The sequence below is a fragment of the Bradyrhizobium huanghuaihaiense genome (assembly GCF_007830635.1).
GTDB lineage: Bacteria > Pseudomonadota > Alphaproteobacteria > Rhizobiales > Xanthobacteraceae > Bradyrhizobium > Bradyrhizobium huanghuaihaiense.
In genome coordinates, this window is sequence record NZ_VLLA01000005.1 from 152,201 (window position 1) to 172,703 (window position 20,503).

Here is a 20,503-nt window from a genome sequence, read left to right on the forward strand (position 1 = left end):
GCAACATAAGGGAAGGATTGAGCCGATGGCAACAACAGTCGATACAACAACAGTCGATACTGTGCAGTCGAACGAGCCGCTCGATGATCGAGAGGCGTTCGGACTTCAGTTCGTAGAGCCCGCCCCCACTATGATGGGAGGAACTACGACAACTAAAACGGTAACTTTGCCTGTCGATACGGATCCAGAAGACACGGACATGTAACGACAATTGATCGGCCGCAGCGTTCAACCTTGGCTGCGTGCGTTTATGAGCGTGGCGTAGCCAAGAATTTCAGTCGTGATCCGCCTAGGCGAATACAAGACTCCTATTCCATTCTGACTACTAAGGACACATTTTTGTCGACAGTCCTTATCCTCGGAGATGAGCGCGACCCACACGTGGCGGCAGTTAGAGATGCCGTACTCAGTCGCGGCTCCGCAGTGTTTGTCTTCAACTTCCGGGACTTCTATGCGCGGGTCACGCTGACAGCTGAAAATCATGTCAGCGCGCATTTTGCCAATGCGACTGGCGACCTCAATTCCGACGAAGTATCCGCCGTCTGGTGGAGAATAAAACCCTCAATTCCAAATACGCCGCCGCCGAGTCCCGTAGCTACGAATTTCAAAAATCGCGAATGGGAATACCTGCTTAGATCGCTCCCGGGTTACATGCCGAGCCACGTCAAGTGGCTAAATCCCATCGAAAAGCAGGTGTTCCTTAATTACAAGCCAAACCAAATGCCAATCGCGCTAAAGGCTGGCCTCAAAATTCCACCCACACTATTTACCAACGAGAACGAGCGGATACTCGCCCGTTTTCAACGCGATCAAACAATCGTTTACAAGACACTTAGTCCATTCGTCGATCCTCCGGATGGCGTCATTATGACGAATTTTGTTGGACGAGGAGTTATTGCAGCCAACAACAGGCAAATAGCGGTTTGCCCGGGAACTTTTCAGGCTGCGATAGAGAAAGAGTTCGAACTGCGGGTGTACGTTGTGGGCGAGAAAATATTCGCTTTCCGCATCGAATCTCAACGGTCGATCGCTGGGAAAATGGATTGGAGGCGTGCGCAATCAGAGGAGATATTTGATTTAGTTGAACTGGACGGAGACACGGTCTCTAAGCTGAAGCAGTTTCAGTTATACGCTGGCATCGTTTATGGTGCGTATGATTTGATCGTGTCTACTGATGGCTCGACATACTTTCTTGAATGCAACCCCGCTGGTCAATGGCTCTGGTTAGAGCATGCTCTTGGAACTAGAATAGCGGACACCGTTGCCGAATTGTTGGCCGGTTGAACGGTCTGATTGCATCAAGCATTCCAAGTGACGTGCGATCGATTTTCACTCTTGGTCCTGATCGGCTTCATAAGGGGCATGGGCGGACTCCGTTTTGCCATCGTGTATATGGGGCCCTACCTGAAAACTATGGAAGCGCTTCAATCCCAGCGAATCTATCAGGGATGCCAATCAACGAACTGAATTGCGCGGAGAACGCCTGACTGCTTCGTACCGCCCATTTCGCGCAGCCGTAGGTCATGAAGCCATAAGGAAACATGAAGTTGGATTGGTAGCCCGGACTGATTGGTACTTTGGTTTTGAGTGTCCGGACCCATTTGCCATCGTGGATGTCCGTCTCGCTATCCCAAGCAGGCTTGAAGTGCATGAGCGCGTTTCTGAATCGAACGAGAAGTGCGGCGTCCTGCCAGGCAAGACTACCTATGTCCGGAGTTTGGTCCAGGAGGAGCGCTATGTGCCGATAATGATCGGTAGTATTTCCCGAACGATCGTGCTTCAAATCCCTGAGAAGGGCGATGTGTCCCTGCGCTAGACCTAGTGTCGACCCATCGAGAATATCTTGAATGATCTCGTTACAATTCGCTTCGAGTGCGGCTGCAGCCATCGTTATGGCGACAGGAACATGCATCATCATGCCGTCGAACCAGGCGCCATGCTGACTTGTGTCGCTCGCCCGTTCTACGACATGAGCGCTTTGCGCCGCTTGAATAGCGACGCGTAAGTGGTTGACGGCAAAATTTGACCTGAGGCTAAGCTTCGCGGTCATGCCGTCTGCGGAGCCGGTTGTAAAGGCAACTGCGTTGAGTTCGTGCGGTTCGGACACCATCAAACTCCCTTCGTCTTTGCCATCGCTCTGCTAGGGCGTTGTGTAAAAACCTTTGCCGTAGTGCGCTAGGCGTGAACCTGGTGATAGCATCGTGAAGCTGTTCGTCGGCCTAAATTTTTGGTAGAGAATCGCCACCCAACACCACCTCAGAGGGTGAGACATGCTAAAGGTGCTGCCGCCGCTAATGACTGCTGCCGGCTCTATAATTCTAGCTTACCGGGTGAAGACGATAATCGACCAACTAGCCTTCGCACAGCGAGGCGCCGATGCAAACTTTCGGTCCCTTACAGAATTTCTGGCCGGTAGGTCGGCACAGCTTCCAATGCTCGTTGGCTTTGATGAGCGGGTCCAGCGGAGTGTCCGTTTCGGCACGTGGCTGCTGGTGGTGGGCTTCGCACTGATTGCCGGCGGCGCGATCGTGAACGCATGGCTTCTTTGGAACTCGCCCACTTAGGCGTTGGGGGCACCCGTTAGGGTCATCGTTGGGGTACGCCAATTACCCAGCGCGAAATATCATAACTATTTCAGGTGGTTGCTTTTATGCCAAGAAGTTGGCTGGGGAACCTGGATTCGAACCAAGACAAACAGAGTCAGAGTCTGTTGTGCTACCGTTACACCATTCCCCAACGGAATAGCCGAACAAATTCAATGACTTACTGATTTGTCCGACTGTGGCCGGAAGCGCGTTTGGCGCAAATCACGGCTCAGGCGTGGCAGCGTTCTACCCGCTCGCATCTGGGCTGGCAAGCGCTCCGGTGGATGGCTCGTCAGCCCAATGATGGGACCGGGATACGATCGGAGCGAACCTTCCGCTAATGCATGCGGCCGATGCTGACGACGATTTCGCCCCGGCCATGGGCGATCATCACCTGACCATATTCGTCCTGCGGCGGGCTCTCCTCGTAGCGGAGCGGGATCGTGGTGATCTCCTCCTGCGCCGCGTCGGCGGGCTGCTCCGCATTCACGTCGAGGATCAGGATCTTCGGATTGATCCCCTGCGGTGAGCGCCTGGTCAGGCGGGCCTGCCAGCCATTGCTCGGGACCCGCACGTCGCCAATCATGATCAGCCTGGGCGGCGCCCCGGGTGCGCGGTCGATCCAGGCCTTGAAGGTGTTTCTCAGCAGGACAGTCATGATGCACCTCTCCCTCGCCAAGTTGCGCGATCCTGCGATCGCGGGCGAACCATAGGCGGGCGAAGCGAAGCGAAACGTGAATGGCCCGTGAATCGGGCGAGCCGGCGAGCTTTCCGCGGCGAAGACCACAAGCTTGCCACCACACGATACCGATCGGGACTGGCTGAGCTTGTGCCGGACCGCGACACAAGTCGGCCGGCGACCAAGGTCAGACCGTACTCGCGCGTGAGTTGCCGACGGCTTGCGACCGCATCGCGCGCTTGGTGCAGGTGAGCGAAAACTCGCCATTCACGCTCATTTCACGCGCGTCGGCTCCAAGTGAGGAGCGATTTTCATTTTGCCCGCAAGGTCGCATTCCGATCGTTCAGCAACCCTTGACCGTCTGATAACGCAAGATGTACCATTTCTGCATTGCACCAGATCCGGCGGGCTGCATTCCTGAGCTCACGCGTCATTGGCTTCGCGGACAACGCGAACCGATTATCTGCATTTCACCAAGCCTAAGCTCCCGGGACCTGCCCTCCTGCATTGTCGTCGACGATGTCGACGGGGGATGGGACGAGATGGCGGGAGTTGGCGGCGACAAGGCGGCAGGCGGAAGCGAGACCGGCCGCCTGCGGCTGAATATCATCGGCACATTTTCAGCATCGGTGGACGGACACGAGATCGCGCTCGGCCGAAAGGCGCAAGCGCTTCTCGGCTACATGATGCTCTCCTCCGCCCGCCAGTTGCCCAGAACCAAACTGGTCGGCCTGCTCTGGAGCGAGAAGGAAGACCCGCTCGCCAAGGGCTCGCTGCGACAATCGCTGAGCCAGATCCAGCGCGAACTGAAGACGCACGGCTGCACGCATTTCCATGCCGATCAGATGCACGTGGCACTCGATATCGAACACGTCGCTTGTGACCTGACGGAAATCATCGCAGATGCCGAGCGCGGCGTCGTCCATCCTATCCTTTTTGCACACGAACGCCTGACCGACGACATTCTCGACGACCTCGAGAATGTCGATCCCGCATTTTCGGATTGGCTTGCGGAGACGCGACCGCTGATCCACGAACGGCTGATCGATGCCCTGACGAGGCTGCTTCCCGATGAGGGCCAAGCCGATGTCACGCCCACCGCGGAGGCTGCGGCAAAAGCCATCTACCGGCTGGATTCCGAGAACGAGCGTGCCATTCGCGTTCTCATCAGGAGCCACATCGCGGCCGGAAGCATCGGTGCCGCGCTCGCGATCTATGCGCGGCTCTGGCGCCAGCTCGAAGACACCTATGACATCGAGCCGCACAAGCTCACGCAGGAGCTGATTGCCAGCCTGCGACAGCAGCAACCCGAGACAGTCACGCGGCAGGCCGTGTCCTCTGCGGCGGCCCCCGCACTTGGCCTGGCCGGATTTGCCGTCAGCCGGCCATCGGTCGCCGTTCTCCCCTTCCGCGCGCTGTCGCCGACGCTCGAGCCCCAATTCACGATCGGTATCGTCGACAGCGTCGTGCAGGCCCTGTCGAGCCTGAAAGAGCTGTTCGTGATCTCGCGCGGGTCGACCATGATCCCGATGTCGCAGACACCGGATCTGCGCGCGATCGGCCGCGATCTCAATGCGCAATATCTGCTGCACGGAAGCATTCAGCGCGCCGGCGACCAGATCCGGATCTCGACCGAACTCGTTGCCGCCGAGACGGTCGAAGTCGTTCGTGTCGATCGCCTCAGCGGGACTGCGGCCGACGTCTTCGACCTGCAGGACCGCATTGCCGTCGAGGTCATACGCTCGCTGGCGCCTCAAGTTCGCGACCGGGAGCTACATCGCGCGATGCAAAAACGGCCCGACGATCTCGATGCCTACCAGTTGGCCCTGGTCGGCTACGACCAGATGTTCAGCCCGGACTACACGACATTCGTGACGGCACGCACCAACTTCGAGCGGGCGCACATCCTCAGCCCCAATTGGGCGCCACCTCTGTCCTACAGCGCCATCTGGCACATGCAGCGCGTGGCACGCGGGTGGTCCGCGAATGCACCGAACGAGCTCGACACCGCGCGAGCGCTCGCCGAACGAGCGCTGGAGCGAAACTCGGCCGATCCGCTCGCCAATGCCGTCGGCGGCTACACGCTGTCGCAATGCAAGCACGACCATGTCGGCGCCCTCAAACAGCTCGACCGCGCCATCGAGCTCACCCCGAACCTCGCGCTCGCATTCGCATATCGTGCCGCCGTGCATGTTCGCTGCGAACACTATGAAGACGCACTCGGCGATGCCGCGTTCAATCTGCGTCTGTCGCCGCGAGACAGGCACGCGTGGTTCGCGGAGATGATCTCGGCTCAGGCTCACTTTGCCATGAACGACCTCAACTCGGCCATCGAACACGCGAGGCGGGTCGCGACGCTGCTGCCGAGCAACCAGGTGAACCTGCGCGTTCTCGTCGCTGCGCTCGTGGAAAGCGGGCGTCTCGACGATGCGCAGACTTTCGCGGTGCCACTCATGACGGCCGGCGAGCTCGACATGAGATGGATCGCGAGCTCACCATGGCCGAAGCCGGCCCTGGCGCGCATCGAAGCCGCGCTCTCACGGCTGGCCCCGGCACTTCGGCACGGAACCACCCTAGGCAACACCAACAAGTCCTGACAGAGGAGGCTCATATGGCGGGCGGATACGGAGGATATGGCGGTTACGGCGGTTATGGCGGCTACGGGGGTTATGGAGGGTACGGGGGTTATGGAGGATACGGCGGCACCAGCGGATCGGGCGGCGCCATGTTCGCCGACCGCGTCGATCGTCCGTTCGTCAGCGAGCGCGACGTCAAGGGCGCAAGGTTCGATGCCACCGGCTTCGGCATGAGGCTGTGGTCGACACGGTGGTATTCGTGGGTCGTGATGTCCGATCTTGCCAGCCAGGCAGATTGGCTCAAGCGGCTCGGCGGATTTGCCCTGCTCGGCAAGGGTCCAACCCCTTGGGCAGCGACTCTCGACGACGACATTGCCATATTGAGAAACATGGCCGTCAATGAACGCGCGCCCGCCATGGATGAAATCGTTACCGAGGCCGACGAGTTCATCAGCAAGTTCCTGCATATGGTGTCCGCGACGGCGACGACACACCCCGCGACCTCGCGCATGCTGATCGTCGCCGATGCGCTCACCGCGCTGATCGCGATGCACTACAAGGCGCATTTCAATCGCCCGCGCCCCACGCAGGTGGTCCCCGGCTTCATGTCGCCGATCCAGCACGGCGGGCATGCGTCCTTCCCGAGCGGTCACGCCACTCAGGCCCACGTCTTCGCAGCGCTTCTGAGCAAAGTCATGCCGCAAGCTCTCGGCTTCTCCGATCCCATCCCGGGCTTCGCGGGGCGGACAACGATAGACAAGACGCTGGGCGCCCTTGCCGACCGGATTTCGCGGAACCGGGAAATCGCCGGTCTTCACTATCCGTCCGATACGAAGGCCGGGGTGAAGCTCGCAGCCGCGATCATCGACAAGATTCTCCTGGACCGGGAGTATCTGCCGAAGTTCACGAAGCTCGTCGACAACGCCAAGGCCGAGTGGGAGAACACCGGCGTGTTCGACGATGGGAAGGACGCCGACATCTCCGCGGGAGAGAAAAATGTCCGAGACTGATCGGTGCGGCCTCTACGAAGTCGTGCCCGCCGGCTTCGACCTTCTCAATGCGTCCCCCGCCGAGCTCGATCGCTACGGCATTCCGCAAAAGCCGGATGTCGTCACGGAGCCGGAGCTGTTCCAGTTCTGGACGGAGCTCGTCTCGGCCCCGTTTTCGGCAAAGCAGCCGACCTTCGCCGACATCGATCCCCCCTCCACCGGGGGAGCGCTTCAATCGATGCTGAATTGGTCGGGGGCGCTCATTTCCACACCCTGGCCCCAGCAGATCGTCTTTGCGGCAGCCGGATGGAATGTGCCGGACGTGCGTCGGCCATCCGTGTCGGCCCTGGGGACGCACGCGGACGATCCAAAATCGCTGCTGTGGGTGGGGCTCGACGGCCGCAACGGCGTGCTGCCGAATGTTTCCCTGCCTCAGATCGGCACCGGCCACTGGCCCGATCGCAAACCCAAGCACTTTGCGTGGTGGGATTGGTGGCACAACTCGCAGCCGGATGAGGCGACCGGCAAGTCGGCAACAGCGCCGGAGCCACAAGCGATCACGTTGATCGACAATTTGGCAATCGAGACAGGCCACAAAGTCCTCGCCGGCCTGGCGGTCCAGGTCAGCGGTGACATTCTCTATTTCATCAAGAACCAGAGCACCGGCGAGTTCCGCTCGTTTCTGGCCCCACCACCGCCTGGCGAAATCGAGCCGCTCGGATCATCCGTGCAATGGGTCATGGAGCGGCCGACAGACCCGAAGAGCCGCGATCTGTTCCCGCTTCCAGACTATGATCCCGTAAACTTCAGGTACTGCGTGGCCCGGGCTGCGGACGGAGCGATCGGATCGGGCCGCATGATGACGCTCGAGGACAACGCGCTCATGATCGAGATGCGGGAGACTTTTGCCGATCCTGAGCGCACCGTCATCGTGTCACGTCCGGAGCTGCGGCAGGAGACTCCAAACGGCCCGATCGGCGTCAGTTGCACGTTCCAGGATCCGGCGGTGTAAACGGGCAACCCACGTTCGGGGACGGACCGCGCAGAAGCGGCGTGATCCGTCCCGTCTCGGGTATCGCAAGACCAGCAACGCTGCGCGCCTACTCCAGCTTGATGTTCGCCGCGTCGATCACCTTCTTCCAGCGTGCCGTCTCCGCGGCGATGTAGGCTGCGAACGGCTCCGAATCCACCGCAACCGCGGTGGCACCGAGCTCGGCCATCTTCTGCACCGTCTCCGGCTGCTGCATGAAGGCGCGGATCTCGGCGGAAAGCTTTTCGACGATCGGCTTCGGCGTACCCGCAGGGACGAAGAAGCCGTGCCAGGCCACGGCCTCGAAGCCCGGCAGGAATTCGGCCACCGCCGGCACTTGCGGATCGAAGTCGGCGCGCTTCGGCGTTGCCGTCGCCAGCATCGCGAGCTGGCCGGTCTTCACCTGCGGCAGCAGCAGCGGCACATTGTCGAAGGCGAGATCGATCTGGCCGCTGAGCAGGTCCGTCAGCATCTGGCTCGAGCCCTTGTAGGGCACGTGCACCATCTTGGTGCCGGTCATCTGCTGAAACAGCTCGCCCGCCAGATGCTGCGAGGTACCGACGCCGGCCGAGCCGAACGAGACCTTGTCCGGGTTTGCTTTGAGGTAGGCGATCAGCTCCGGCACGGTGCGCGCGTTGATCTTGTTGGGATTCACCACGAGCACGTTGGGCACGACGCTGATCTGGGCGACCGGGATCAGATCCTTGTCCGGCTGATAGCTCAGCTTCGGGCCGTAGAGCGAGGGATTGATCGCGAGCGCGGATGTGCTGGCCAGGCCAAGCGTGATGCCATCAGGCGCCGACTTCGCCAGCCGCGTCACGCCGAGGATCGAGCCGGCGCCGCCGACGTTCTCGACGACGAAAGGCTTGCCGAGCTTGACCTGCAAATGGTTCGAGACCATGCGCGCGAAGATGTCGGCCGTGCCGCCGGCGGCGAAGGGAACGATCACCGTCACCTGCTTGGACGGATAGCCATCCTGCGCCAGCACCGGCGACGTCGCCAGCAGCACTGCCGACAAAAGACCAAGCCACATCGATCTCATCGAAGTTTCCTCTACTCTCACTGTGTTGTTGGTTGATTGGCTGCTGCGCGCGGCAGGCGTGTCAGAAAGCGACCTCGTACATATTCAGGATCGCATCCCGGCCGAGATCGCGCGGATTGTTGTCGAGCAGGCGGCGAATGGCGTGCGCCTCATCGGCCATCACGCCGAGGTCGTCTTTGGGCACGCCCAGCGCGGACAGCCGCATCTCGATGCCGAGATCCTTGCAGAACGCGTAGGTCGCCTCGAACGCGAGCTTCGAATCGCGTTGCTCGGGCAGCCCCAGCGCCCCCAGCACGGCAACTGTCTTCTCTTCCACCGCCGGCATGTTGAAGGCGAGCGTGTGCGGGAAGATCACCGCACAGGCGAGGCCATGCGCAACATGATGGCGCGTGCCGAGCGGATAGGCCACCGCGTGGCCCGCGGTGGTATTCACCGGCCCGAGGCAATAGCCGCCGTAGAGCGAGGCCAGGGACAGGCCGGCGCGCGCTTCGCGGTCGCCGCCATCGGTAACCGCGCGCTTGAGATAGCGTCCGACCAGCCGTGCGCCTTCGAGCGCGTAGAGGTCGATCGTCGGATGCGCCTTGCGGCTGGTGTAGGCCTCGACGCAATGCGCCAGCGCATCGACACCGGTCGCCGCAGTGACCTCCCGCGGCACGGTCATCGTCAGGTCCGGATCCACGATGGCGATGTCGGCCAGCATGAAGCGGCTCTGCACCGCCTGCTTGTTCTGGCTGACGGGATCGGTGACCAGCGCGCGGGTGCCGGCTTCACTGCCGGTGCCCGAGGTGGTCGGAATCTGCATCAGCGCCACGCTGCGGCCGGCGACCTTCTCCGGCCCGACGATGTCGGCAAAGGGTACGTCAGACGTGCACATCACCGCGACCAGCTTGGCGAGATCCATCGCGCTGCCGCCGCCGAAACCGACGACGAGATCGGGCTTGGCCTCCTTCGCCATCGCCACCGCCTTCTCGAGATTGGGCAGATCCGGCTCGGGCTTGACGTCGCCGAACACTTTTACGGCGCCCGGCAGCGCCAGCGTGTCGACGCGGCGTGCATTGAACGGGTCCGAGATCACCAGCGGCCGCTTGGCGCCGATGCGCTCGGCAAAGCGCGCCGCGGCGGTGATCGTGCCGTTGCCGAACTCCAGGATGGTGGGACGTTGGATTTCGATGGGCGTGAAGGCGTTGGTCATAGGCTCGATCTCATGACTTCGATGCGGAGGCGCCGGCGGCGAGCCGCTCGGCATAGTCGATGGCCTCGATCAGGCTGTGCTCGTTGGCGATGCCCTTGCCGGCGATGTCGAAGGCGGTGCCGTGATCGACGGAGGTGCGGATGATCGGCAGGCCCAGCGTGATGTTGACGCCGGAGAGCTCCTGCCAGCGGCCGGTCGCCGGATCGACCTGGAAGCCGAGCAGCTTGACGGGGATGTGCCCCTGGTCGTGATACATCGCGACAGCGGCATCGAACTGGCCGGCACGCAGCTTGACGAAAATGGTATCGCCCGGCACCGGGCCGACGACGTCGAGGCCGTCGGCGACCGCTTTCGCGATCGTCGGTGCCGACACGTCGATATCCTGCCGGCCGAACAGGCCGCCCTCGCCGGCATGCGGATTGAGCGCGGCGATCGCGATCTTGGGCTTGGCAATGCCGAGGCGATGCAACGCGTCGTTGGTGAGATCGATCACCATGCGCAGCCGCTCCGGCGTCAGGCGCTTCGGCACGTCCTCCAGCGCGACATGGGTCGAGACATGGCTGACGCGCATGTTGCCGTGGGCCAGCAGCATCACCGAGCCGCGCACGCCGGTGAGATGCGCCAGCATCTCGGTATGGCCGGGGAAATGATAGCCGGCCTTGTTCAGGGCTTCCTTGTTGAGCGGCGCGGTGACGATGGCCGCGGTGCGGCCGGCCTGCGTCAGGCGCACGCCCTGCTCGATCGCCTTGTAGGCGAAGCGGCCGCCATCGGCGCTGAGCACGCCGGGCTTGATCGGGTCGCCCTCGGCGTCGGCTTGCAGGTAGCAGAGGTTTGGCCATTCGCGATCGCCGGCCGTGACCTCCGGGATCGCAATGTCGGCGCCGAGCGCGGCCTTGGCGCCATCGAGCGCCGCGCCGCTGCCGATGACGAGCAGACGCAGATCGCCCTTTGCGATCCTATCCTTCAGCCCGACGCAGGCCTTGACGATGATCTCCGGCCCGATCCCGGCCGGATCGCCCATGGTGATGGCAAGATGACGAGAGGTCATATCGGACTCTCCATTCTGAGCAGATGATTGTCCCGGAGCAGGTCGCGCCACAGCTCGCTGTTGCCGAACGCTCCGGACTTTGAAACGACGTCGACGCCGGCCCAGCGCCCACCTTGAAGGATCGAGCGCGGCAATCCGGGAACAATACGTCCCGTAACCTGAAGGGCATGCGCGCCAAGAGCAACACAGGCGGCCTTCAAGGTCTCGCCGCCGGCAACGATCAGCGTGCCGGGCGGTTCGAGCGCCCCGATCAGAGCCGTCATTTCATGCGCAATCCGCCGCGCCGCTTCAGAGCGCGTCAGGCCTTCGGCGAGCGAGAATTTGACCATCGCGACGCGATCATCGGTCAGCTTGCGCTGAACGCGCGATGCACCCTCGCCTTCCGCGAGTGCGATCGTCGCTTCGCCGCACGCAGCCAGCTGGGAGGCGGTCGCGGGCTGGTCGGACCCGAACAGCCCCAGCACCGGCAGCTTCAACTGGCTCGGCGCATCGGCACGGTGACTACGCGCGAGCGCACCGGCCAATCCGCCGCTGCCGCACCACAGCACGGGCCCCGGCATGCGCCGTCCCATCTCGACGACGCGGTCGAGATCGATGTCGCTCTCGGCATCGAACACCTGAACGCCGCCCTGCGACAGCGTATCGGAGCTGCCCTGCCGCGCCTCGATGCCGTCTTGCCTCAACTGATCCAGCAGATTGTCGCCGACCCGGTGCCACTCGCCTTGCACAGTGCGTGCGAATTGCTGGCCGCCTGCGGTGCGGCGCCCCTGATAGTCGAAGGCGGGCGCGACCACGCAGGAGGCCCAGTGGCCGCTGCGCAGGCAGGCGCTAAGCTCGGCCGCCCACGCCCCCCGAAGCAGGCTGTCGACCTTCTTGTAGGCGATCGTCGCGCCGTGAAGCTGCGGCGCCAGCCGTCCGACGATCGCGACGCTCTCGCCCTTCGAGCGCTCGCGGGTGCCGCTGTCGATCGCGAGGCTGCGGGAGCCGGACGCCTTGGGTGCTTCCGGCCAGGTGACATCGAACGGTCCGCACAAGCCGACGAACTCCGCCGCGGTGTCGAGTGCACCGGTAAGATCATCGGCAAGCAGGCGGACGGTCGTCATTGTCAGGCTCCCGCGCTGAAGATTTTGCCGGGATTCATCAGGCCACGCGGATCGAGCAAGCGCTTGATATCTCGCATCAGCTCGATATCGAGCGGATCGGCGACACGCGCAAGCCGGCCGCGATTGGTGATGCCGATGCCGTGCTCGGCACTGATCGCCCCGCCCTGCGCCGCGGTCTCGTCATCGACGATCTCGTTGATCTCAGCCACCAGCCTCGCCGTCGCTTCCGGGTCCTGGCAATGCACCCGGTCAATCAGGGCCACGACGTGGATGTTACCGTCGCCGATATGGCCGTGCATCACGACATTCGCATGCGGGACGGCCGCCTTGATCCGGGCTTCGACATTATTGACGAAAGCCGCCTGGCGCTCCAGCGGCACCACGCTGTCATGCGAGACCACGTAACCGCTGCGCTTGTTGCCTTCGGACACGCTGTGCCTGACAGCCCAGATCGCCTTCGCCTGCGCGAGGTTGGAGGCCAATATGGCGTCCTCGGCAAGCCCCGCTTCCATCGCATCCGCGAGGACGGCGGCCAGCGGCTCGTTGAGGTCAACGCCTGCAAGCGTGTCGGTCAGCTCGACGATCAGATACCATGGCGTCGTCAGCTCGTAGGGAATGGTGACATGCGACACCGTCGCGGCGATTGCCTCGATCTGCGAGCGCGACATGATCTCGAGGCTGCCGAGCCGGTCGCCGACTGCGCCGCGCAGGCGCTGCATGATCTCGAGCGCCTGCTCGACGCCCTGCAGCTTCAACAGCGCCAGGGCCGAGCTGCGCGGCGGCGCGAACAGCTTCAGCACCGCCGCGGTGACGATGCCGAGCGTACCCTCCGCGCCGATGAAGAGCTGCTTCAGCGCGTATCCCGTATTGTCCTTGCGCAGCGCGCGCAGGCCATTGAACACTCGGCCATCGGGCAGCACGACCTCCAGCCCGAGCACGAGATCGCGCGTTGGACCGTAGCGCAGCACGGCGGTGCCGCCGGCATTGGTCGAGATGTTGCCGCCGATCTGGCACGAGCCCTCGGCGCCGAGGCTCAAGGGAAAGTAGCGATCGACGTCCCGCGCCGCGTTCTGCACCTCCGCGAGGATGCAGCCGGCCTCCACCGTGATGGTGTTGGCGAGCGGGCTGACGTCGCGCACGGTGCGCATGCGGTCGAGCCGGATCACGACATTGCCGGCGTGATCGTCGGGCGTCGCCGCCCCGCACATGCCGGTGTTGCCGCCCTGCGGCACGATCGCGAGCCGCCTTGCGCCGCAGAATTTGACGACTGCGGCGACCTCGGCCGTCGATCCGGGCTTCACCACCGCCACCGCGCGGCCGTGATAGCGCCCGCGCCAGTCGACCACATAAGGCTCCTGGTCGGGCCCGGACGCGATGACGTGCTTGTCGCCGACGATAGCGGCGAGCCCGGCCAGCGCATCCTGGAAAGCATCGGACATCGGTTCGCCTCGTCGCCCGGGCTGACTCTAGACGGTGGCGGCAGCGAATGCCGCAGCATCCGCAAGCAGCTCTTTCGCTTGAGCCAGCGGCAGCGACTCCAGCGGCGGCCGCAGGCGCTGCCATCCGGCATGGCCGGTGCGCTCGGCGACGATCGCCTTCAGCGAGGCCATTTGCGGGAAGCGCGAGACCAGCTCGCGCGCTTTCACGATACGCGCCTGCGCCGCCTTGAGCGCCGCATCATCGTCGCTGTCGCGAAAATGCTTGTAGACATAGGCAAGGTCGCGCGCGATGAGGTTCGAGGTCGCGGTGATGCAGCCCGCCCCGCCCTTGCGCAGTAGCGGCAGCAGCAGTGGATCGGCCCCGACGAGAACCGAGAAGCCCGGGAAGCGCTCGACCATCGCGGTCATGTTGGCGAAGTCGCCCGAGGAATCCTTGATACCGGTGAAGATGGCCGGATAGGTCTTGCGCAGCCGCTCGATCAGCGCGTGCGAGATCGGCTGCGCCGACATCTGCGGGATGTGATAGAGCACGACCTTGAGCCTGGCATCGCCGATGCGCTGCACGACCTCGCTGTAGGACGCGTAGATGCCGTCGTCGCTGACGCCCTTGTAATAGAACGGCGGCAGCATCACCACGGTGTCGACACCGACCGAGAGCGCGTGACGCGTCAGCGCGATGGTCTCGGTGAGCGCGGCGACGCCCGTTCCGGGGAGAAGCCGCTGCGGCGCGATGCCGGCAGCCACCGCCGCCTCGAGCAGGGCCAGTCGCTCGGCCGCGGAGAAGGAGTTCGCCTCGCCGGTGGTTCCGAGCAGCGCGATGCCGTCGCAGCCTTCGTCCAGCAGGTAACGGCAATGCGCGACGAAGCGCGCATGATCGGGGGCGAGCTCAGCGTCGAGGGGCGTCAACGCGGCGGAGAACACGCCATGAGGGTGCAGCGATGATGTCGACAAACTTCCTCCGATCGTCAAATCGATATTGTTCGGAATGCGAACATTTGTTATGATCTGCCCCGTTGGTAAGATCAGGCTGACGCCGCGTCAAGGGCAGCCGTCATGGCGGGGCATTCGGGCATGGCCAAGATTGATAGCAAGACTGCGAGCAAGGCCACAAAGCGCAAACCTGAAGCGACACCGAAAAATCCAAAGAATTACGTCGCTTCGGTCGGCAAGGCGTTTGCCGTGCTCAAGAGTTTCACCAGCGAGGCCTTCGAGCTCACCCTGAGTGAGATTGCCGCACGGGCCGATCTCGATCGCGGTACCGCGTTCCGCCTGATCCAGACCCTGATCGAGCTCGAATACCTCCAGGCGGTTCCGCAGAGCCGCCGGTTCCGCCTCGGCGTCGCCTGCCTCGATCTCGGCTACACCGTGCTGTCGCACGGATCCTTGCGGACCATCGTCGAGCCGCTGCTGCGCGAACTCGTGCCTGCGGTAGGCGACGCTGCCTCGCTCGGCATCCTCGACGGCGGAGACGTGATCTATCTTGCGCGCGTCGGTGCCGGCCTCGATCGCCACAAGATGGACCGCCGGCCGGGCACGCGCATCCCCGCCTACAGCGCCGCGCTCGGCCATGTCATGCTGGCGCATCTGGCGCGCGACGAGCAGATCACGCGGCTCGAGTTGCGCCCCCGTGTCAAGCTGTCGGAGCGAACGCTCACCGATCTCGATGCCCTGCTCGCCCGGCTCGATCAGGTGAAGAAGAAGGGCCATGCCGTCTCTGACGGCGAGAACGCCTATGGCCTGCGCACGCTGGCAACGCCGATCTTCGACGCGCAGGGTCTGGTGATCGCCGGATTGAGCGTCACCGTCGATGCGATGCGGATGGACATGCCGTCTTTTCGCGACCAGGCGCTGCCGCGGCTGATGCAGGTGACGAACCAGGCGCAGGATCTCGCGATCAAGTCGGGATTGTCGAGCTGAACACGGGGCGCGGCGACTAGATGACCACATGGTCGAAGTCGGCGGCGATCCGGCTGTTTGGAAGGATCCTTGTCGCCTCCGCCAGGATCTCTTCGTCCTCATAGCGTCCCGACATGTGAGTCAGCACCAGCTGGCCAACGTTGTTCGCGGCCGCAAAGGAAGCCGCCTCTGCTGCGGTGAGATGGCCGTAATTCCGCGCGGTCGGCGCGTCGCGCTCGAGGAACGTCGCCTCGATCACCAGCATGTCGGCGTCGGCAACATGTTTGGACAGTCCATCCGTCGTCTCGGCATCGCCGATCACGACGAGCTTTTTGCCGCCGCTCGGCGGCCCCAGGACATCCTCCGGGTCAATCGCTCGGCCATCGACGACGATTGGCCGGCCGGCGGCCAGCTCGCCGCGTAAGGGACCGTCGGGGACCCCGAGCGCCGCGAGACGATCGGACTGAAGATGCCGACGCGCGGGGCTCTGGAAGACGAAACCAAAACTGTCGGTGTCGCGGTGGCGGACCGGAAAGCAGTCGATGGTGAAGTCGCCGGCGTCGATGACCTGCCCTTCGCTTAGGGCTGCGAACTCAACAGGGATCGGCGCCCTGCCCGCGCCCCACAGGCCCGCAAGCATGCGGATGACGAGATCGAGCGTGCCTTCCCCGCCGTGAATGGTCATCGCGTCGGAGGTTTGCCGCAAGCCCAGTGTCGAGAACAGACCGGGGATGCCGAGCACGTGATCGAGATGCGCGTGCGTCAGCAGGATACGGTCGAGCCGCCGGAAGCCGGCGCCACTGCGCAGCAGCTGGCGCTGTGTGCCCTCGCCGCAATCAACCAGGATGCGTTGGCCCGCCGCCTCCACCAGAAGAGCCGGATGGTTGCGCTCCGCCGAGGGAACGCTTGCCGAGGTCCCGAGAAATGTCAGGGCGAACATGGTCCGTGTCCAGAGACCGCCCGTCTCCACGACAATGCGATGGACGGCCTCACCGTCCCCAATGCCACGCGAGCAGCAGCGCGTACAGGCCCATCGACGCGGCGTAGAGCGCGGCAAGCAGCACGTAGCCCGCGATCTGGCGACTGATCGCCGCCTTCGGCGCCACCCACCAATCGAGCGCCTTGAAGGCGGCCGGCACCAGCCACCAGCCGAGCAGCTGGGTGCTGACGAGATTGCCGACGAACAGCGACAGCCAGACCGGCACGCCGTGGCTGTCGATCAGCGGCCTGCTGATGAAATAGCCCCAGAGGTACACCACGGGATAGAGCACCAGGAGAACGATGAGGTTGCTCTTCCAGATGAAGCCTGCGCCTTGCTCGGGTGCCTGCGTCTTGCCGGCGGGGAACCAGAAGTTGAAGCCGTAGCTCGCCCGCTTCACATTCATGCCGGCGTTGAAGCGCGCGCCCTCCTTGAGCAGCGTCTGCCGCAGCGGCGAGTCGAGCCAGGCATTGAGGTTGGCATCGCTGTCAAACGACAGGATGACGATCCACTCATCGTGCAGGCCCGGAATGGGCCGCTCGATCTTGTGGCGCAAAAATCCTTTGAACTCGGCTTCGGCGGCCTGGATGCGTTGCTGCCACGTGAAGAAGGCGTCCTCTAATCCGGCGGGCACCTTAAAGGAGATGACGGCAGAAACCGCGCTGTCGCGTTGAACGCCGGTGTCCGGCAGAATATGGACATCCTCCGAGCCGACGAAGAAGCGTTGCACATCCGCGATCAGCTTCGCCCGCACCTCGCTCTGGAGCCAGGCGCGCGCGGCGGCCGGGCTCGCAAAGCGCACGATCGTCACCCAATCCACATGCGCGGGCGGCTGCGGCGGCACCACCTCCTGGCTGAGAAAGCCGGGCCAGGTCTTGAGCACCTCGCCGACCTCGCCGTTCCACCGCGCGAACGCGGCAAAGCCGTCATCGGCGATGCGGCGCTGGATGACGAGGGCGACCGGCTGGCCGGCTGTGTCAGGAGATGCGCTCATAGGCGGCCGTCCGCTTCAGCTCTTCTTGTAGAGACGCTTGCCCATCACCCAGGTCTCGTCGACGCAGCGGTCGTCGCCGACCATCATGACGGCGAACAGCATGCTCGCAGCCTCGTCCATCGTGCGCGGACCGGCGCCGTCGGCGATCAGTGACTGGTGCCAGGGTTGTGCGAGCTGGCCACCGTTCGGATCGAGTGCGACGAAATCGGCTTCCTTGCCCGGCTCGAAATTGCCGAGCTTGTCGTCGATGTAGAGGCCTTCGGCGCCGCCGAGCGTGATCGACCAGAAGCCGCGATACGGCGAGAGCTTGTTGCGCTCGGCTTCCGCAAGGTCCTTGCGCGCGGGATCGATGCTGCCGTCAAGCAGCGTGTTGTTGCACATGCCGACCTTGTAGGCATCGTCGAGCACGGAGATCATCGAGAAGCGGTTGCCGCCGCCGACGTCAGTGCCGAACGACATCTTCACGCGATGCTCGGGATCGGTGGCGCGGCCGAGCCGGAACAGGCCGCTGCCGAGGAACAGGTTCGAGCACGGGCAGAACACCACCGCCGCGCCCTTCTTCGACATGCGGCGGAACTCGTTGTTTGAGAGATAGACGCCGTGGCCGCCGGAGAATTTCGGCCCCACCAGGTCGAACTTCTCGTAGACGCCGAGATAGTCCTGGCAATCCGGATGCTCGACCAGCACGCCGCTGCATTCGGCCGGGTTTTCGGAGATGTGGGTGTTGACCCAGCAATCCGGATGCTCGTGCTTGAGGCGCTGGCACGCCTTGAGCAGCTCCGGCGAGGCGCCGAAGGCGAAGCGCGGCGTGATGGCGTAGAGGTTGCGGCCCTTGTTGTGATACTGCGCGATCAGCCGCTTGCTGTCGCGATAGAAATTCTCGGGGGTATCGATGAAATCGGCCGGCGCGTTGCGATCGATGCCGGTGAGGCCCGCGATGACGCGCATGTTGCGCCGGCTCGCTTCCTCGAACAGCTCTTCGGTCGAGACCGGCGAGGAGCTCGTGAAGGCCTGGCAGGTGGTGGTGCCGCCGGCGAGCAACGCGTCGAGGAAACGCTTGACGCCCTCGCGCGCGTAGTTGCGATCCCGGTATTTGAGCTCTTCCGGATAGACCCACTTCTGAAGCCACGGCAGCAGCTGCTCGCCATAGGCGCCCAGCACCCGGGTCTGCGGCAGATGAATGTGGCCGTCGATGAAGCCGGGGACGATGATGCGGTCCTTGATATGGGTGACCTCAACGCCGGGATGCGCGGCGGCGATCTTGTCATAAGGACCGAACGCCTTGATGACGCCGTCCGTGACGACCATGAGGCCGTCCTGATGAAAGCGGGCTGCGGCCTGCTCGTTGCCGACGTGCTTCCAGGGGTCGTCGACGAAGTCGAAGAACGTGCCGCGAATACCAACAGTGGCCATGGTCTGGTTCCTTCCTTAAGTCTGTGTGGCCTGCCGCGCCGAGGGCAGCGAGATCGAAAGCAGCGTGCCGGCGACGGCGCAGAGGCCGAGATAGAGCCATCCGATCGGCGCCTGCGTCGCCTCGGGCAGCACCGCCGCGATCGCCATGGCGCCGCTGACGGCGAGATAGCAGAGCGCGCTGATGAGGCCGCCGATCAGGCCGTGGTCGCGCTCGAACAGGCCGAGCGCCATGCCGTACATCATCGGGCAAAGCACGCCGCAGCCGCCGAGCACCAGCGCGCCGCCGATCGTGATCGACATGAAATCGAGTCCGAGGGTCATGCCTGTTACGGTCAGGACCACCGAGCCGGCGAGAAACAGCGCGAAGGCGCCGAAGCCCATCACGCGGGCCGGCATGAAGCGCGCGAAATGCGCGCAGCCGAGCTCGCCGGCGAGGTTGACGCCGCCAAGGCCGAGCGCGACGAGGCCGTAGATGGCAGCGGAATAACCGAGGCCGGTCTGGTAGAAGAACGGCGCAACGACGCCGAACGCGAGCTGTGCACTGGCCGCCGCGGCAAACACCAGCACGAAAGCCAGGAAGCCCGGACGCACGAGCGCATCGCGCAGGATGCCGGCGGTACGGCGCGGATCGAACGGTGCGCGCCGCTCGGCCGGCAACGTTTCGGGCAGAAGGAATACGACGATCGCAGCGACGATGGCCGCAGCGATCGCGATGATGACGAAGACGCCACGCCACGAGGTCAGCTCGACGATGAACCCACCGGCCGCCGGTGCCAGCACGGGTGCTAGCCCCCACGCAGCGCCGAGCAGGCCGGAGATTGCGGTGAGCTCGCGGCCGCGGAAGCAATCAGCGGCGACCGCATAGGCGACGACGAGACAGGTGCAGCCGCCGATGCCCTGCAGGAAGCGCAAGCCCAGCAGCAGCGAGGCGCTGGTGGCGAGCGCGCAGGCGATGCTCATCGCGATCAGCACCGACAGTCCCGCGAGCAGGACGTTGCGGCGGCCGAGCGTATCGGAGGCGATGCCGACCGGCACCAGCGCGAGGCTCATGCCGAGCATGTAGGCGGTGACGGTGTTCTGCATCGAGGCGGAATCGGTCGCGAGGTCCACCACCATCTGCGGCAGGCCGGGCGTGTAGGCGTCGAGCGGAATCTGGCTGAAGGGCACGACGCACAACAGGATCGGCACGATCCCACCCCTGGCGCGACCGGCGTCCGAAGCAAGTGCAGTCATGGCTTACGCCCCCTCGATCCCCGCGGGTCCTGTCTTTTCGTGCGCGCAATGAGAGGCGACGATGCAGGTTGCGGCTAGTGACGCGCGAAGCGTGCCAGAACTGTGTGTAAAAACTCTTAGGGGTGGTCGTATCGATACGGGTTCCGACGGCTGATGCGGTCCCGGAGGCGCTTAAACAAAAATGCGAAAACAACCCCATGCACAGTACAAATCATTGAAGAATTTCGTCCCGCGCGGCTCCAGCGCTGTCGATGCGGATGTTTGACACGTCGGGCAAAACAGGCGCTCGGCCGCATGATCGCCGA

17 protein-coding genes and 1 tRNA gene are annotated in these 20,503 nt (G+C 63.6%); 5 read left to right on the plus strand and 13 right to left on the minus strand.

Annotated elements, in window-relative coordinates; genetic code table 11:
- The first annotated feature begins 339 nt into the window (after nucleotides 1-339).
- On the plus strand, nucleotides 340-1,284 hold the full coding sequence (locus tag IQ16_RS13430) for an MvdC/MvdD family ATP grasp protein (RefSeq protein ID WP_145831518.1): 945 nt from the start codon (nucleotides 340-342) through the stop codon (nucleotides 1,282-1,284).
- A 127-nt stretch (nucleotides 1,285-1,411) separates the two neighbouring features.
- Here the strand turns inward: IQ16_RS13430 and IQ16_RS13435 are convergent, their stop codons facing one another.
- The 3 genes from IQ16_RS13435 to IQ16_RS13445 all read right to left on the minus strand — a co-directional run bounded on the left by IQ16_RS13435 (nucleotide 1,412) and on the right by IQ16_RS13445 (nucleotide 3,243).
- Nucleotides 1,412-2,107, minus strand: coding sequence for a hypothetical protein (locus tag IQ16_RS13435; protein ID WP_158646929.1), 696 nt, complete (start codon nucleotides 2,105-2,107; stop codon nucleotides 1,412-1,414).
- Between the two features lie 555 nt (nucleotides 2,108-2,662).
- Nucleotides 2,663-2,736, minus strand: a tRNA-Gln gene (locus IQ16_RS13440).
- Between the two features lie 186 nt (nucleotides 2,737-2,922).
- Nucleotides 2,923-3,243, minus strand: a complete 321-nt coding sequence (locus IQ16_RS13445) for a hypothetical protein (protein WP_018645648.1) — start codon at nucleotides 3,241-3,243, stop codon at nucleotides 2,923-2,925.
- A gap of 563 nt (nucleotides 3,244-3,806) precedes the next feature.
- Between IQ16_RS13445 and IQ16_RS13450 the strand changes: the two genes are divergently transcribed.
- From IQ16_RS13450 to IQ16_RS13460, 3 genes are read left to right on the plus strand one after another with little or no spacing between them, the layout of a single operon-like run.
- Nucleotides 3,807-5,861 (plus strand): BTAD domain-containing putative transcriptional regulator, encoded by a 2,055-nt coding sequence (locus tag IQ16_RS13450; RefSeq protein WP_018645646.1) that lies wholly within the window; start codon nucleotides 3,807-3,809, stop codon nucleotides 5,859-5,861.
- Between the two features lie 14 nt (nucleotides 5,862-5,875).
- Nucleotides 5,876-6,850, plus strand: a complete 975-nt coding sequence (locus IQ16_RS45605; protein ID WP_167526323.1) for a phosphatase PAP2 family protein — start codon at nucleotides 5,876-5,878, stop codon at nucleotides 6,848-6,850.
- Nucleotides 6,851-6,872: 22 nt separating this feature from the next.
- The gene (locus IQ16_RS13460; protein WP_158646930.1) at nucleotides 6,873-7,841 is read left to right on the plus strand and encodes a G1 family glutamic endopeptidase; all 969 of its coding nucleotides are present in this window, start codon (nucleotides 6,873-6,875) and stop codon (nucleotides 7,839-7,841) included.
- 88 nt (nucleotides 7,842-7,929) lie between these two features.
- On the opposite strand, the gene IQ16_RS13465 is transcribed toward IQ16_RS13460, so the two are convergent.
- The 6 genes from IQ16_RS13465 to IQ16_RS13490 form a co-directional block, all read right to left on the minus strand.
- On the minus strand, nucleotides 7,930-8,901 hold the full coding sequence (locus IQ16_RS13465; RefSeq protein ID WP_026312414.1) for a Bug family tripartite tricarboxylate transporter substrate binding protein: 972 nt from the start codon (nucleotides 8,899-8,901) through the stop codon (nucleotides 7,930-7,932).
- Between the two features lie 61 nt (nucleotides 8,902-8,962).
- Nucleotides 8,963-10,093 (minus strand): iron-containing alcohol dehydrogenase, encoded by a 1,131-nt coding sequence (locus IQ16_RS13470; protein ID WP_026312413.1) that lies wholly within the window; start codon nucleotides 10,091-10,093, stop codon nucleotides 8,963-8,965.
- A 10-nt stretch (nucleotides 10,094-10,103) separates the two neighbouring features.
- Nucleotides 10,104-11,141 (minus strand): 4-hydroxythreonine-4-phosphate dehydrogenase PdxA, encoded by a 1,038-nt coding sequence (gene pdxA, locus IQ16_RS13475; protein WP_018645641.1) that lies wholly within the window; start codon nucleotides 11,139-11,141, stop codon nucleotides 10,104-10,106.
- On the minus strand, nucleotides 11,138-12,244 hold the full coding sequence (locus tag IQ16_RS13480; protein ID WP_018645640.1) for a four-carbon acid sugar kinase family protein: 1,107 nt from the start codon (nucleotides 12,242-12,244) through the stop codon (nucleotides 11,138-11,140). The genes pdxA and IQ16_RS13480 overlap by 4 nt, the downstream gene beginning before the upstream one ends.
- Nucleotides 12,245-12,246: 2 nt before the next feature.
- Nucleotides 12,247-13,683, minus strand: coding sequence for an FAD-binding oxidoreductase (locus IQ16_RS13485; protein WP_018645639.1), 1,437 nt, complete (start codon nucleotides 13,681-13,683; stop codon nucleotides 12,247-12,249).
- Nucleotides 13,684-13,710: 27 nt separating this feature from the next.
- Nucleotides 13,711-14,634 (minus strand): dihydrodipicolinate synthase family protein, encoded by a 924-nt coding sequence (locus IQ16_RS13490; RefSeq protein ID WP_035667258.1) that lies wholly within the window; start codon nucleotides 14,632-14,634, stop codon nucleotides 13,711-13,713.
- Between the two features lie 120 nt (nucleotides 14,635-14,754).
- Between IQ16_RS13490 and IQ16_RS13495 the strand changes: the two genes are divergently transcribed.
- Complete coding sequence (locus tag IQ16_RS13495) at nucleotides 14,755-15,600, plus strand: IclR family transcriptional regulator (RefSeq protein ID WP_018645637.1); 846 nt, start codon at nucleotides 14,755-14,757, stop codon at nucleotides 15,598-15,600.
- Between the two features lie 16 nt (nucleotides 15,601-15,616).
- On the opposite strand, the gene rnz is transcribed toward IQ16_RS13495, so the two are convergent.
- From rnz to IQ16_RS13515, 4 genes are read right to left on the minus strand one after another with little or no spacing between them, the layout of a single operon-like run.
- Complete coding sequence (gene rnz, locus IQ16_RS13500; protein ID WP_018645636.1) at nucleotides 15,617-16,519, minus strand: ribonuclease Z; 903 nt, start codon at nucleotides 16,517-16,519, stop codon at nucleotides 15,617-15,619.
- A 49-nt stretch (nucleotides 16,520-16,568) separates the two neighbouring features.
- Nucleotides 16,569-17,552: an antibiotic biosynthesis monooxygenase gene (locus IQ16_RS13505; RefSeq protein ID WP_018645635.1), complete on the minus strand. Its 984-nt coding sequence runs from the start codon at nucleotides 17,550-17,552 to the stop codon at nucleotides 16,569-16,571.
- Nucleotides 17,553-17,567: 15 nt separating this feature from the next.
- Nucleotides 17,568-18,965 (minus strand): guanine deaminase, encoded by a 1,398-nt coding sequence (guaD, locus tag IQ16_RS13510; protein WP_018645634.1) that lies wholly within the window; start codon nucleotides 18,963-18,965, stop codon nucleotides 17,568-17,570.
- A gap of 15 nt (nucleotides 18,966-18,980) precedes the next feature.
- On the minus strand, nucleotides 18,981-20,198 hold the full coding sequence (locus IQ16_RS13515; RefSeq protein WP_018645633.1) for a multidrug effflux MFS transporter: 1,218 nt from the start codon (nucleotides 20,196-20,198) through the stop codon (nucleotides 18,981-18,983).
- Nucleotides 20,199-20,503 lie beyond the last annotated feature (305 nt).